The following is a 13,887-nucleotide window of genomic DNA, read 5'->3' as shown; positions in this document are numbered from 1 at the left end:
AGGCGGCCAGTCCGGCCAAGGCGACCGCCGTCAGTCCGACCAGGATCGTCAGTCCAGCCACGGCCTACCCGTGCCACGGTCAGTCCTGCCGGGCTGAGGATCGTCGACGCCAGGACTCGAGGCGCTCCTGTGCGCCCCAGACGGTCACCCGCCACAGCGCCTCGACCAGGATTTGCCGGCTCATCTTGCTCGTGCCGGCCGCCCGCTCGACGAAGGTGATCGGGACCTCGACCACGGTCAGTCCACGCGCCAATGCGCGACGGGCGAGGTCCACCTGGAAGCAGTAGCCCTGCGAGGCGACCGTGCCGAGGTCGAGTGCCTTCAGGGTGCTGGCGCGAAACGCACGGAAGCCGCCGGTCGCGTCCTGCAGCGGCAGGCCCAGCGCGACCCGGGTGTAGAGGTTGCCGCCGCGCGAGATCACCTCGCGGACCTTCGACCAGTTCTCGACGCGGCCGCCTGGTACGTAGCGGGAGCCCAACGCCAGGTCGGCGGTGCGCAGCGCGTCGACCAGGGCGGGCAGCCGGTCGGCCGGGTGCGAACCGTCGGCATCCATCTCGACGATCACGTCGTACCCGTGGTCGAGCGCCCAGCCGAAGCCGTCGAGGTACGCCGCCCCCAGCCCCTGCTTGCTGGGCCGGTGCAGCACATGGATCCGCTCGTCGCTGGCCGCCCGCTGGTCGGCCAGCGCCCCGGTCCCATCTGGCGAGTTGTCGTCGACCACCAGCACGTCGCCGTCCGGGAGCGCGTCGCGGACGCGGTCGAGGATCGGGTCGAGGCTGTCGCGTTCGTCGTACGTCGGAATCACCACGAGCACCCGGCCGAGATCGGCCGGCGCGGCAGGTGGTGAATCGACGGTGTCTGGGCCGTCCTCATCGGAGCCGGGGGCGGTCATCGTGGCGGGTCCTCCGCAGATCCGGTCGGGGCGGGCGCCACAGCGGCGGCCGGCACGGTCGGGGCAGGTGCTCCCTGCGACGCGTCCGGCGAGGGACCGGCAGGTGTCGGCGAGGTGCCTGTCGACTTTACGCCCGGTGACGACCGGCGCCGGCGCAGCGCGGCCGCAATCGCCACCGCGACCGCGCCGCCGGTGAGCGCGACGATGATCGCCTCCGGCCACGCACCCACCCGGTCGGCCGGTGTCGGGCTGTCGCGCAGGGCGACGGTGACCACCCCGGTGCGCGCGGTACCCGGCTCCCACTGCTGCTCGACGGTCCCGTCGGCCGCGACGACCGCGGTGATCCCGTTCGTGGACACCGCGACGGTCGTCCGGCCGTGCTCGATGGCCCGCAGCCGGGTGATCTGCAGCTGCTGGTCGGGCTGGGCGGTTCCGGCGTACGTCGCGTTGTTGGTCTGCACGACCAGCAGCCGGCCGCCGCCGGTCACGGCGTCGCGGACCAACCCGTCGTCGGCGACTTCGAAGCAGAGCATGTCGGCGACGCTGACCGGCCCCAGCTGCAGCCGGCCCGGCTCGGTGCCGGGGACCATGTCGGCCTGGACGCGGGAGAAGTCCGGCACCAGGCCGCCGATGAGCCCGCGGGCCGGGATGAACTCGCCGAACGGGACGAGGTGCTGCTTGGCGTACGTCGCGCCGGGACCGGTGACCGGATCCCACACGATCGCGACGTTCTGCAGCTGGCCGGCGGCGTTGCTGGCGATCGCGCCCACCAGGATCGGGACGCCGATCGCCCGGGTTGCCGCGTCGATCGCGGCGTACGCCTGGGCGTCGTGGAACGGGTCGAGGTCGCTGGCGTTCTCCGGCCACAGCACCATGTCCGGCTTCGCCACCGTGCCGGCCTGGACTCCCCGGGCCAGGTCGATCGTGGCCCGGACGTGGTTGTCCAGCACGGCCCGGCGTTGCCCGAGCGCGTCCAGACCGGTCCCCGGCACGTTGCCCTGCACCAGCGCGACCCGGACGGTGGGGAGCCCGCCGGCGGACTCCCCCGCGACCGGCAGCCGGATCAGCGCGCCGGCGAGCACGACCGCGACGGTGGCGGCCAGGGCTGCTACGACCAGGCCGGTGGTGCGCTGCGGCGACCGGCTCGTGCGGGTCCGCAGGACGCCGTACGCCGCGGCGAGCAGCGTCCCGGCCAGCGCCACAGCGAAGGTCACCAGCGGGACGCCGCCCAGGGCGGCCAGGTGCCCGAGCGCGGTATCGGACTGTGCGAAGCCCAATCGGGCCCACGACAGCCCGCCCAGCGGCCACCGGGAGCGCGCGGCCTCCGCCACGACCCAGGCGCCCGCGACCCATACCGGCCAGCCGGGCACCCGGACCAGCAGCGCGGTCAGCGCGCCGAGGCCGGCGACGTACGCCGCGGCCGCCAGGGCCAGCCCCAGCCATGCCGCGGTGTCCACGACGACCAGCCAGTGCAGCGACGGCAGCAGGCAGGCCAGCCCGGCCAGCAGCCCGAGCAGGGCGCCACGGCCCGGGCCGCAGCCGCGGATGGCGACGGTGAGCAGGGCGACCGCGAGGATCGCCGCCAGGCCGATCCCGGCCGGCGGGAACGCGGCGGCCAACAACGCGCCCGCGAGCGTCGCGACGACGGCCCGCAGCACCATGCCACGACCGTAACCCGCCGTACGGCGCCAGCAGCAGGCCCGCGATCACGCTGCCGTCACGGCCTCGTGCGGTCCTCATGAACTCCGGGACCGCGGCGCAGCCGAGGATCGACGTACGCGACGTCGCCGTCCACGACGGTCAGCAGGCACTGCGGTTCCGGCGCGCCCGGCGTGAGGTCGGGCAGGCCGGGGGTGCCCGACCGCGCGTCGGTGGACCACGTCGCGATCCGCTCGTCCGGTGCCTGGACGACGAGATCCTCGACCGCCCACACCGCGAGCGTCGCCGCCGCGCCGGGGACGAGGACCCCGGCGTCGTCGCGCCGGGCGGCCCGCCAGCCGCCGCGGGTGTGGGCGGCGAAGGCGGCCCGTACCGAGATCCGGTGGGCCGGGTTGTGGTGGAACGCGGCGGCCCGCACCGCGGCCCACGGGTCCAACGGCGTGACCGGTGCCGCCGACGACAGCGCGAGGCCGGTGCCGCGTGCGGACAGCAGCGCCAGCGGGTGGGTGGCCGCGGCCCGGTCGGCGCCCAGCCGCTGCTCGTACATGCCGCCGGGCCCGCCCCACCGGGCGTCCGCCGCCGGCTGTACGCAGACCATCACGCCGAGGTCGACCAGCGTGGCCAGCTGCTCGGGCCTGATCAGGTCGGCGTGCTCCAGCCGGTGCCGGGCGGCCCGGATGGCGGCTGTACCGACTTCGGCCGCCGCCAGCTGCAGCGCCGCCACGACCAGGTCGACCGCGGCGTCGCCGACGGCGCTCGCGCCGCCCTGCAGGCCGGCGCGGGTGCACGCCACCAGGTGTGCGGCGAGCTCCGGGGCGTCGAGCCGCGGGAGCCCCGACCCCGGTCGGTCGGCGTACGGTGCCCGTAGCCACGCCGTACCGGAGTCGAGCGAGCCGTCCACCACCAGCTCGCCGCCGGCGCCGACCGCGCCGAGCTGGCGCGCGGTGTCGACCGCGTGCAGCTGCGCCCAGTACGCGATGACCGCCGGCCCCGGCTCCTGCGCCGCAAGTCGTTGCAGCGCAACCAGATCATCCTGTCCGGCCAGGTGGGGACCGGCCAGCTCGTGCAGGCAGCCGATGCCGACCGCCGCGGCACGGGCCCGGGTGGCGCGCTGCGCGGCGGCTCGGGCGGCGGGGCTGATCGAGTCGAGCGCCAGCCGACGTGCCACGTCGTGCGCCGCGCCGGTGACCACCGCTGCCCCGTCAGCCGAGCCTCGGCCGGCGGCCAGGCCTCCGGTCCGGTCGCCGGCAGCCTCAGCGGACTTCCGTACGGCAGCCAGCAGCGGGGTCGACACCAGCGCGCTGTGGCCGTCGGCGTGGGCCAGGTAGCACCAGCCGCCGCCGGTGGCCCGGTCGAGTTCGGCCGGTGTCGGCACGGGGACGCCCCACGCCGTGCCGTCCCAGCCGGCCCCGAACACGGTCTCCCCCGGGCTGGCGGCGGCCGCTGCCGCCACGGCGTCGAGCAGTTCGCCGGGCGAGCCGGCGGAGCGCAGGTCGAGCCCGGTCAGCGCCAGCCCGGTCGCGGTGGCGTGGACGTGGGCGTCGACGAACGCCGGAGCGACCAGCGCACCGTCGAGCTCGACGACCTCGTCGACCCCGTCGGCATGCGCCAGCGCGGCCCCGTCGGAACCCACCCAGGCCACCGCGTCGCCGTCGAGCAGCAGCGCGGTAGCGAACGGATCGGCCGGCGAGTAGACATGCCCACCGCGGAACAACACCCGGCGTCCCATGACGACGCGCCCCTAGAAGCAGGGCAGCGAGTGCAGCACCCGCAGCCCGCGCACGTCGCCCCGGCCCAGCAGCGTCGGGCGCTCCGGCTGCAATGCCCAGTACATGATCTGCCGCGACGATCTGGTGTGGCCGAGCCCCATCGCGTGCAGGAACTCGTGCAGGTAGATGGCCCCGACCGGGTCCACCGGCGTCGCCGTCCCGGAGATGCTCACCGGGTCGGCCTGCAGCCGCGCGAACTCGTCGACGTCGCTCGCGTCCACCCGGATCACGCCACTGGTGATCCGCTCGCCGAGCTTCCCGCTGCGGTCGCGGTCGACCACCGGGTTCGCTCCCCCGACGCCGAGCACCGCACCGGACAGGTCGCGCCATCGGTACGCCGCGGGACCGCCGGCCGCGCCGTACGTGATGAGCATGCGCGCCTTGGCCTTGCGCAGGCTCTTGGACATTGACAGCGACCCGTGGGTGCCCTTGCGGATGCCGCCCTGTCCGACGTACACGAACCGGTAGCCGGTGACCGCGGCGACGGTGTCGACGACCTGGGTCCAGCGCACCAGTTCCTCGGCGGGATTCACTCCGTAGCGGGCCAGCTGGCTGAGGTCGATCGCCCAGCGGATGGGCCGGCAGGAGTTCCACCGGGCCGGCCGCAGGCCGTTCTGCTGCGACAGGAAGGTGTACGACGACGACACGCCCAGCGGCGGATCGGTGAACCCGGGCCGCGTCACGTAGCCGGCGAGCTTCGCGTCGTACACCAGTCCCCCGTTGTCCACCCAGGCGTCGGTCCCGGCGTTGTAGACCAGGACCCGGCCGGGCTCGGCGGGATTCGTCGCGACGTCGAGGGCGACGTCTCCGCGGGTGAAGCAGAACAGCGGCTGCAGGTCGATCTTGCTCCACGACGTGCAGTCCCGTTGCCGGGCGGTCGAACGCTCGTAGCCGGCCGGCACCGGTGCAGTGGCCGGGTCGGCGCTGGCGGGCGCCGGCAGCAGCGCGACCGTGGTGGCGACCGCGAGCCCGACGGCTGCCGCCGCCCGGGCCGAGCGCGCCCACACCCTCGCCGTCACCCCCACACCGTAGGCGGTCGTCGGCCGGCCGCGGCAGCCGCGCCCGGTCAGCGGCCGTGGGGCGGGACCGGGCGTCGTCGACCGGATTCGGGGGCGTGGTGCTGCTAGACCACCTGCAGCGCGTGCGGCCGGTGGTTCAACCGGATCGCGCCGTCGGCGCCGCACACGACGATGTCCTCGATCCGGGCGCCGTGCCGGCCGGGCAGGTAGACGCCGGGCTCCACGGAGAACGCCATACCGACCGCGAGCGGCTCGGTGTTGCCGGCCACGATGTACGGCTCCTCATGCGTCTCCAGTCCGATGCCGTGCCCGGTGCGGTGGATGAACGCCGCGCCGAAACCGGCCGCGGTGAGCACGTCACGGGCCGCCGCGTCGACCTGCTCGCAGGTCACGCCCGGCCGTACCACCGCGACTGCCGCCTGCTGCGCCTCCTGCAGGGCGCCGTAGTAGGCCAGGAAGTCCGCGGGCGGGTCGCCGACGCAGTACGTCCGGGTCTCGTCGCTGCAGTAGCCGTCGGGCATGGTGCCGCCGATGTCCACGACGACCGGGTCCCCCGGCTGGATCACCCGGTCGCTCACCTCGTGATGTGGGCTGGCGCCGTTGGGGCCGCTGCCCACGATGACGAAGTCCACCTGGACGTGCCCGGCGGCGAGGATCGCGTCGGCGATGTCGCGTCCCACCTCGCGTTCGGTCCGGCCGGCGCGCAGCAGCGTCGGGACCAGCTCGTGCACCCGGTCGATCGCCACACCGGCCCGCTCGAGTGCCGCGACCTCGTCCTCGGTCTTGCGCATCCGCAACTCCCGCAGGACCACCGAACCGGGCACCTGGCGGGCCCGCGGCATCGCGGCCTGCAGCCGGAGCACCTTCTCCGCCCACATCCGGTTGTCCACGGCCACCACGCCGTCGACGGCGGCGGAACCCACCGCCGCGGCGACCAGGGCGTAGGGGTCGTCGGTCTCCTCCCAGGTGCGCACCGGCAGGCCGAGGGCGGACACCGGGCTCGCCTCGGCCGCGGCCCGCTCCAGCGCGGGGGCGACCAGGACCGGCTCACCGGCGGCCGGCACCACCAGGCAGGTCAGCCGCTCCAACGCCTTGGCGTCGTAGCCGGTGAGGTAGCGCAGGTCAGGCCCCGGCGTGACCAGCAGCGCCGCGAGGCCCTGCTGCGCCACCGAGGCGGCGGCCGCAGCCAGCCGGGCGTGCAGGTCGGCCGACGGCGGGTGCGGCGGGGCGGTCACGCGCGTCACCGTACGCGAGGATGCCGGGCGTGACCGACCGCCCTGACCGGCTCATGCTGCTGGACTCCGCCTCGTTGTACTTCCGTGCCTACTACGGCGTCCCGGACTCGGTGACCGCCCCCGACGGGATGCCGGTCAACGCCGTACGCGGCCTGCTCGACTTCGTGGCCCGGCTGGTCACCGACCGTCGCCCGACTCGGCTGGTCGCCTGCTGGGACGACGACTGGCGCCCGCAGTGGCGGGTCGACCTGATCCCGTCGTACAAGGCGCACCGGGTCGCCGCCGACGAACCGGTGGTCGCCCCGGCGGCGCTCGTGGCCTCCGATCCAGTGGCGTCCGACCCCGTGGCGTCCGATCCCGTGGCGTTCGATGCGGCGTTCGCGGAGGAGGTGCCCGATCCGCTGTCCGCGCAGGTCCCCGTGATCGCCGCCGTGCTCGCCGCGCTGGGCATCGCGCGGGTCGGTGCCCTCGGGTACGAGGCCGACGACGTCATCGGCACGCTGGCGGCCCGGGCCCGGTGCCCGGTCGACGTGGTCACCGGTGACCGCGACCTGTTCCAGCTGGTGGACGACGAGCGGGGCGTCCGGGTGCTCTACACCGCCCGCGGTGTCGGCAACCACGAGGTGGTGACCGAAGCGGTCGTGGCCGCCAAGTACGGCATCCCCTCGCGTCGATACGCCGACTTCGCGGCGCTGCGCGGCGACCCGTCCGACGGGCTGCCCGGCGTCCCCGGCATCGGGGACAAGACCGCGGCGGCGCTGCTGACCGCGTACGGCGACCTGGCGGGCATCCTCGCCGCGGCGGACCGGCCGGTGCCGGACAAGGCGATGCGCCCGGCGGTCCGTGCCCGCCTGCTGGCCGCCGCCGACTACCTCGCGGTGGCACCGACGGTGGTCGCCGTGGCCACCGATGTCGACCTGCCGGAACTCCCCGACCTGCTGCCGCGGTCGCCGGCCGACCCCGACGCCCTGCTCGCACTGGCCGAGCGCTACGGCCTGCACGGCAGCGTGACTCGGGTGCTCACCGCGTTGTCCGCCGCCACGTGCTGACGTCGACGCCGGGTCGCGCCGACGTTCGACGTACCCGACGTTCGACGTACCCGGCGTTCGACGTACCCGGCGTTCGACGTACCCGAGTTCGACGTCTTGGGTGCTGCCGCGGCTCAGGAGGAGGCGAGCTGGGCCAGCAGGAACACGTTGATGGCGGTGATCAGGCCCGCGCCGATCGCCGCGAACACCGTGGTGCGCGTGCGGTTGACGTAGCGGCCCATCACGCTGGAGCGGGACGTGAACCAGATCAACGGGATCAGCGCGAACGGGATTGCGATGGACAGCACGACCTGGGAGATGACCAGGGCGTTTGTCGGGTCGGTCCCGACGAGCAGGACCAGCAACGCCGGCGCCAGCGTGATCAGCCGCCGCAGCAGCAGCGGGATCTGGCGCTGCAGAAAGCCTTTCATGATCATGTCGCCGGCGTAGGTCCCGACTCCGGACGCTGCCAGGCCCGAGATCAGCAGCGCTACGGCGAACAGCAACGCCGCGAACGGCCCGACGTACGTGCTCAGCGCGGCATGCACCGCTTCCAGCGAGTCGTCGGGCAGCACACCGTCCAGCGCCCCGGCAGCGGTCAGCAGCATGCCGAGGTTCACGAAGCCGGCGATGCCCAGGGCGACGACGATGTCGGTCCGCTGGGTCCGCAGCTGCCGGTTGCGGGACACCGCATCTCCGGGGTTGCGCCGTGAGGTGAGCCCCGAGTGCAGGTAGATCACGTGCGGCATCACCGTGGCGCCGAGGATGCCGCAGGCCAGCAGGACGCCGGTGTCGTCACCGAAGCCCGGCACCAGCCCGGCGGCGAAGCCGGGCCCGTCCACGCCGACCTGGAGGACCTGCATCGCCACCGCCGCGACGATGACCAGCAGGAGCAGTCCGATGACGATCTCGAACGGCCGGTAGCCCGCCGCGGTCAACGACAGCAGCACCATGGCGATGACGCCGGTGATGACGCCGCCGGCGACCAACGGGATGCCGAACAACAGATTCAGCGCGATAGCGCCACCGATGACCTCGGCGATGTCGGTGGCCATGGCGACCAGTTCGCCCTGCGCCCACAGGAAGCGGGTGAGCGGCCGGGGCAGGTGTTCCCGGCACAGTTCCGGCAGGCTGCGTCCGGTGGCCAGGCCGAGTTTTGCCGTCAACGACTGCACGAACATCGCCATGATGTTGGCGGCCAGCACCACCCAGACCAGGGTGTAGCCCAACGTCGAGCCCGCCACGTAGTTCGTGGCGAAGTTCCCCGGGTCGACGTAGGCGATGGCGGCGACGAAGGACGGCCCGACCAGCAGCGCCAGCGGGCGCGGCCGGGTCGGTCGCGGGATCAGACTGCGGAACAAGGACGGACCCCTCGCCACGTCGTGAATGGGCAGTGGTGGATCGGCTGTACTGAGTCGGCTATGCGTGACGCAGCTGCTGTGTGACGGCTGGCCACGGAGTATGCCGTGGCGGCTCAGCCGACGGAGCTGCGGGCTACCACCCCGCGCACCATCGCGTCACCGGCGGTGCGGGCCGCGGCACCGGTCGGGCTGTGCGGGCCGGCCGCTACCGCGATCTGGCCGAGCAGGTCCACCACCTGCTTGGCCCACCGGACGAAGTCGCCGGGGGTGAGGTCGGCGTCGGCGAGGACGGCGTCCAGCCGGTGGCCGCTGGCCCAGCGGTAGGCCGCCCAGCAGAAACCCAGGTCGGGCTCGCGGACGAACGCCAGGCCGTGCTCGGCCTCGACGGCCTCGAGCTCCGCCCAGGTGCGCTGAAGTGCGGTGACCGCCTCGCGGGCCCGCCCTCCGGGCAACCGGGGCGGCGCGGCGTCGTCGGCCTGGCGGCTCTCGTACACCAGCGCGGAGCACGCCGCTGCCAGCTCCGGCGGGGTCAGCCCGTCCCACGCCCCGTCCCGCAGGCACTGTGCGGCCAGCAGGTCGCTCTCGGAGTACAGCCGCGCCAGCACCAGGCCGTCGGCGGTCACCTGTAGCTGGTCGCCCTCGCCGTGCAGGTAGCCGAGGGCCTCCAGCACCTGACAGACCCGATCGAACTGTCGCGCAATCGAATTCGTCCGGCCCTCGACCCGTCGTTGCAGGTCGTCGGTCTCTCGCCGTAGCCGGTAGTAGCGCTCCGCCCAGCGCGCGTGGTGTTCCCGCTCGTCGCAGCCGTGGCACGGGTGCTGCCGGATCCGGCTGCGCAGGTCGGCGATGGCGGCGTCGTCGCCGGCGTCGGAGCGGGAACGGGTCCGGCGCGGTGGCGGTACGTCGGCCACCCGGGCCCGCAGCGCCGCGGCCAGATCCTTACGTGCCGTGGCGGACCGGGCGTTGAACGACCGCGGGATCCGTAGCCGGTCGACCGGTTCCACCGGGATCGGGAAGTCGACCACCGACAGCCGTTTGGTCTGTCGGTCCGCGGTGAGCACGAAGGGCCGTGGGTCGCCGTCGGCGGCGTCGAGACCGGGGTCGAGCACCACGGCCGGCCCGGCCCGGCGGCCGCTCGGGACGAAGATCACGTCGCCGGGCCGCAGCCGGGCGAGTGCCTCGGTGGTCGCGGTCCGCCGGCGGGCAGCGCCGTGGCGGGCCAGTTCGCGTTCTCGGCGGGTCAGTTCGTGCCGCAGGTCGGCGTACGCCGCGAAATCGCCCAGGTGACACGTCATCGCCGCGCGGTAACCGTCGAGCGCCTCGGTGTTCCGCCGTACCTGGGCGGCGAGCCCGACGACCGCACGGTCGGCCTGGAACTGCGCGAACGAGGTCTCCAGGACCTCCCGGGAGGCGTGCCGGCCCAGCCGGGAGACGAGGTTGACCGCCATGTTGTACGACGGCCGGAAACTCGACCGCAGCGGATACGTCCGCGCCGAGGCCAGGCCGGCCACCGTCCGGGGGTCCAGCTGCGGGGCCCACAGCACGACCGCGTGACCCTCGACGTCGATGCCCCGCCGGCCGGCGCGGCCGGTCAACTGGGTGTACTCCCCCGGCGTCACGTCGACGTGCGCCTCGCCGTTCCACTTGACCAGCCGTTCCAGCACCACGGACCGGGCCGGCATGTTGATGCCGAGCGCCAGCGTCTCGGTGGCGAACACAGCCTTGACCCAGCCGCGCTGGAACAGTTCCTCGACCACTTCCTTGAAGGTCGGCAGCATCCCGGCGTGGTGGGCGGCGATCCCCCGCTCCAGCCCGGTCAGCCACTCGCCGTACCCGAGCACTGCCAGGTCCTCGTCGGGGATGTCGGCGCACCGCTGCTCGACGAGGTCGCGGATCTCGATCCGTTCGGCCGGCGTGGTCAGACGGATGCCGGCGGCCAGGCACTGACTCACTGCGGCGTCGCAGCCGGCCCTGCTGAAGATGAAGGTGATCGCCGGCAGCAGTCCTTCCCGATCGAGCCGGGTGATGACGTCGGCCCGGCTCGGGCCGTGGTGCCGACGGCCACCACGGCGGCCGTGGCGGCTGCGGGTGTCCCGTAACCGCTCGTCGCGCTGGGCTTCCCGGGCGATCCGGACGAGTTCGGGATTGACGTGCTCCTGGTCGTCGTCGACGAACAGGTCGAGCAGGCGCTGCCCGGCGATGACGTGCTGCCACAACGGGACCGGGCGATGCTCCTCCACCACCACCGTGGTGTCGCCGCGTACGGTCCCGAGCCATTCGCCGAACTCCTCGGCGTTGCTCACCGTCGCGGACAGCGCGACGACCGTCACTCGTTCGGGGAGGTGAATGATCACCTCTTCCCACACCGCACCGCGGGACCGGTCGGCCAGGTAGTGCACCTCGTCCATGACCACGTACGACAGGTGGTCCAGGGTCGCCGAGCCCGCGTAGAGCATGTTGCGCAGGACCTCGGTCGTCATCACCACGACGGGCGCTTCCCCGTTGATGGCGTTGTCACCGGTGAGCAGCCCGACCGCGGCGGCGCCGTACCGCTCGACGAGGTCGTGGTACTTCTGGTTCGACAGCGCCTTGATCGGTGTGGTGTAGAAGCACTTGCGCCCCTCGGCCAGCGCGAGGTGGACCGCGAACTCGCCGACCACGGTCTTGCCGGCCCCGGTCGGCGCGGCCACCAGGACGCCGTGACCGGCCTCCAACGCGCGGCAGGCCTGCTCCTGGAACGGGTCCAGGCCGAAGTCGAACATCCCCCGGAAAGCGGCGAGCTGGGTTCGGGCGTCTGCGGCGCGTACCCGGGAGGCGGCGTACCGCTCGGCGGGCGAGCTCATGCCCTAGAGGCTACGCATCCGACGGCTCACCGCTCGGGGAGGTCCAACGGGACTGGTGCTCGCGGAGGTCCAACGGGGCTCAGTGCTCCGGCAGGTCCAACGGAGACGCCTCGTCGTCCGACCACTCGTCCTGCGGCCGCCGTCGCCGGGCCCGGCGGCGGTCGTTGAGCAGCATGATCCCGGTGGCGAGCGCGGTGAACGCGAGCATGGGCAGCACGAGCAGCGCCATCGGGCCGGGGTCCGTCGTCGGGGTGGCGACGGCGGCGAACCCGACGATGCCGACCACGATCGCGCGCCACCACTGGACCATCTTGCGGCCCGGCAGGATCGACGCGAGGTTCAGCACGACGGCGACCAAGGGCGCGAGGAAGGCGACACCGAAGGCCAACTCGGTGCGGATGAAGAAGTTCAGGTACGTCGAGACGTCCAGGAGGTTGGACACCCCGGTCGGGGTGAAGTCCAGGAAGAACGCGTAGGCGTGCGGCATGGTCAGGTAGGCCAGGGCCATCCCGCCCACGAAGAACGGCGTCGCCGCGACGACGAAGCCGACCGCCCAGCGACGTTCGTGCCGATGCAGGCCCGGGGTGATGAAGCGCCACAGCTGGTACAGCCAGATCGGTGCAGCGATGAGAACCCCTGACACCAGCGCGATCTGGACCTTCAGCGTGAACGGGTCGGCGATGCCGGTGAGGATGAGTTCGACGGTCTGCCCGCGGGCTTTCGCGTCATCGATCACCTGGGTGAACGGCGCAGTGATCCAATCGAAGATCGGCTGGTAGTAGATCCACCCGACGACGGCCGCGGCGAGGATCGCCAGGACCGACCAGAAGACTCGATTACGCAGCTCCCGCAGGTGTTCCACCAGCGTCATCGACCCCGCGGCGGCCGCCGGGTCGGTCACCTTCGCCGGCTTCGGCTGCCGGGTGGAGCGCTTCGCTGCAGTCGCTGCCGCCGGATCGTTACGGCGACGGAACGGCGTGCGGAAGCGGGTTCGTTGCTCGGTGTCGGCCACGGTCACCCGGCCCGGCTGGCGGCGGTCAGCTGTCGGACGGGCGCGGTTCGGCCGCCGGCGTCACGGGTGCCGGCGGCGGCGCCTGGACGACCGGAGCCTGCACTGTCGGTGCTGGTGCCGCCTGCGTCGGTGCTGCGTGCGGAGGGGCGGGCTGGCTCGGGGCCGCCGTAGGCGCCGGTGCGGCCTGGACGGGCGGCAGGACCGGGGTCGACGGCTGCGCCGCGGCGTCCTTGTCGTCGTCGACGAGGCCCTTCGTCTCGGCCTTGAAGATCCGCAGCGACCGGCCGATGCTGCGCGCGGCGTCCGGCAAGCGCTTCGCGCCGAAGAGCAGGACCACGACGACGACGAGCACGATCAGCGGCCAGCCTCGGGGAATCTCGACGGCCAGGGTGTCCATGGGTGATCGACCTTCCGCACAGGTGACCGGGCGAACGCCCGTGCCACCGTCAGCGTACTTCGTGGCCCGTGGACCGACGACAGCCGTCGTCCGGCGGGGTCAAAGGTTCACCGGGCCCACGGCGAAGGTTCACGAAGGGGCGGGCCGGCAGGACCGTCAGGAGCGCTGCCGGCTGCCTTCGGCCAGCAGGACGTCCACGAGCGTGTCGCTGGCGCCGAGCCACAGCGTGAAGTCGAGCAGGTCGTCGTACCCGATCGGTGCTCCATGGTGGCTTTCGAGGGCCTCGGCGGGCACCGTGATCGTCACGATCGTGACACCCGCTCCCCGCAGCAGCCGGACCACCTCGGCGTCGGCCGGCTTGGTCACCCGGTCCTGGCATTCGGGGCACCCGAACGCGTACGTCGCCCAACCGGCGGCCGGGGCATTGGTGACCTGCAGGTCGTCGGCGGTGAGGTCGACATCCCCGCACGTGGGGCACGTGGCCTTGATCGTGGTCATCTGTGCTCCCCTTCCGGCGGTGTTGACGTGCCCATCGGCACGGCAGCGGGAGGGCTTGAGCCCGACTCTCCACCATTCGGACCATTGACGAGGCGTCCTGGCCCGCGACACGCGGGACAATACGTGACGCCGGTCACGTTGCGCGGCGATCATGCCGGGCGACGCGCTGCCGCG

General features: G+C 73.3%; 11 protein-coding genes. 1 reads left to right on the top strand and 10 read right to left on the bottom strand.

The features are described 5' to 3' along the window. Positions 1-79: 79 nt before the first annotated feature. The 5 genes from EPO13_07400 to EPO13_07380 all read right to left on the bottom strand — a co-directional run bounded on the left by EPO13_07400 (position 80) and on the right by EPO13_07380 (position 6,574). Positions 80-892, bottom strand: coding sequence for a polyprenol monophosphomannose synthase (locus tag EPO13_07400; GenBank protein TAK69677.1), 813 nt, complete (start codon positions 890-892; stop codon positions 80-82). Further along, positions 889-2,553, bottom strand: coding sequence for an apolipoprotein N-acyltransferase (gene lnt / locus EPO13_07395; GenBank protein TAK69676.1), 1,665 nt, complete (start codon positions 2,551-2,553; stop codon positions 889-891). The genes EPO13_07400 and lnt overlap by 4 nt, the downstream gene beginning before the upstream one ends. Positions 2,554-2,609: 56 nt before the next feature. Continuing rightward, complete coding sequence (locus EPO13_07390) at positions 2,610-4,280, bottom strand: amidohydrolase (GenBank protein TAK69675.1); 1,671 nt, start codon at positions 4,278-4,280, stop codon at positions 2,610-2,612. Positions 4,281-4,292: 12 nt separating this feature from the next. Continuing rightward, complete coding sequence (locus tag EPO13_07385; protein ID TAK69674.1) at positions 4,293-5,339, bottom strand: matrixin family metalloprotease; 1,047 nt, start codon at positions 5,337-5,339, stop codon at positions 4,293-4,295. Positions 5,340-5,443: 104 nt separating this feature from the next. Continuing rightward, positions 5,444-6,574, bottom strand: a complete 1,131-nt coding sequence (locus tag EPO13_07380) for an aminopeptidase P family protein (protein TAK69673.1) — start codon at positions 6,572-6,574, stop codon at positions 5,444-5,446. 53 nt (positions 6,575-6,627) lie between these two features. On the opposite strand from EPO13_07380, the gene EPO13_07375 reads away from it, so the two are divergent. Then, entirely contained in the window at positions 6,628-7,623 is a 996-nt protein-coding gene (locus EPO13_07375) for a 5'-3' exonuclease (protein ID TAK69771.1), read from the top strand. A gap of 113 nt (positions 7,624-7,736) precedes the next feature. Here EPO13_07375 and mntH read toward each other — a convergent pair whose 3' ends face one another. The 5 genes from mntH to EPO13_07350 all read right to left on the bottom strand — a co-directional run bounded on the left by mntH (position 7,737) and on the right by EPO13_07350 (position 13,713). Then, the gene (mntH, locus tag EPO13_07370) at positions 7,737-8,996 is read right to left on the bottom strand and encodes a divalent metal cation transporter MntH (protein TAK69672.1); all 1,260 of its coding nucleotides are present in this window, start codon (positions 8,994-8,996) and stop codon (positions 7,737-7,739) included. Between the two features lie 80 nt (positions 8,997-9,076). Further along, on the bottom strand, positions 9,077-11,806 hold the full coding sequence (locus EPO13_07365; GenBank protein TAK69671.1) for a DEAD/DEAH box helicase: 2,730 nt from the start codon (positions 11,804-11,806) through the stop codon (positions 9,077-9,079). 79 nt (positions 11,807-11,885) lie between these two features. Then, positions 11,886-12,824 carry a twin-arginine translocase subunit TatC gene (gene tatC, locus EPO13_07360; GenBank protein TAK69670.1) on the bottom strand — a complete coding sequence of 313 codons (939 nt, stop codon included), beginning with the start codon at positions 12,822-12,824 and terminating at the stop codon, positions 11,886-11,888. 19 nt (positions 12,825-12,843) lie between these two features. Next, positions 12,844-13,215, bottom strand: a complete 372-nt coding sequence (gene tatA, locus EPO13_07355) for a twin-arginine translocase TatA/TatE family subunit (protein TAK69669.1) — start codon at positions 13,213-13,215, stop codon at positions 12,844-12,846. Positions 13,216-13,371: 156 nt separating this feature from the next. Beyond that, entirely contained in the window at positions 13,372-13,713 is a 342-nt protein-coding gene (locus EPO13_07350) for a hypothetical protein (GenBank protein TAK69668.1), read from the bottom strand. Between the last annotated feature and the right edge of the window lie 174 nt (positions 13,714-13,887).

Source organism: Actinomycetota bacterium, assembly GCA_004297305.1.
GTDB lineage: Bacteria > Actinomycetota > Actinomycetes > S36-B12 > FW305-bin1 > FW305-bin1.
Note: the sequence above shows the minus strand (reverse complement) of the source record. Positions and strands in the feature narration are given on the sequence as shown.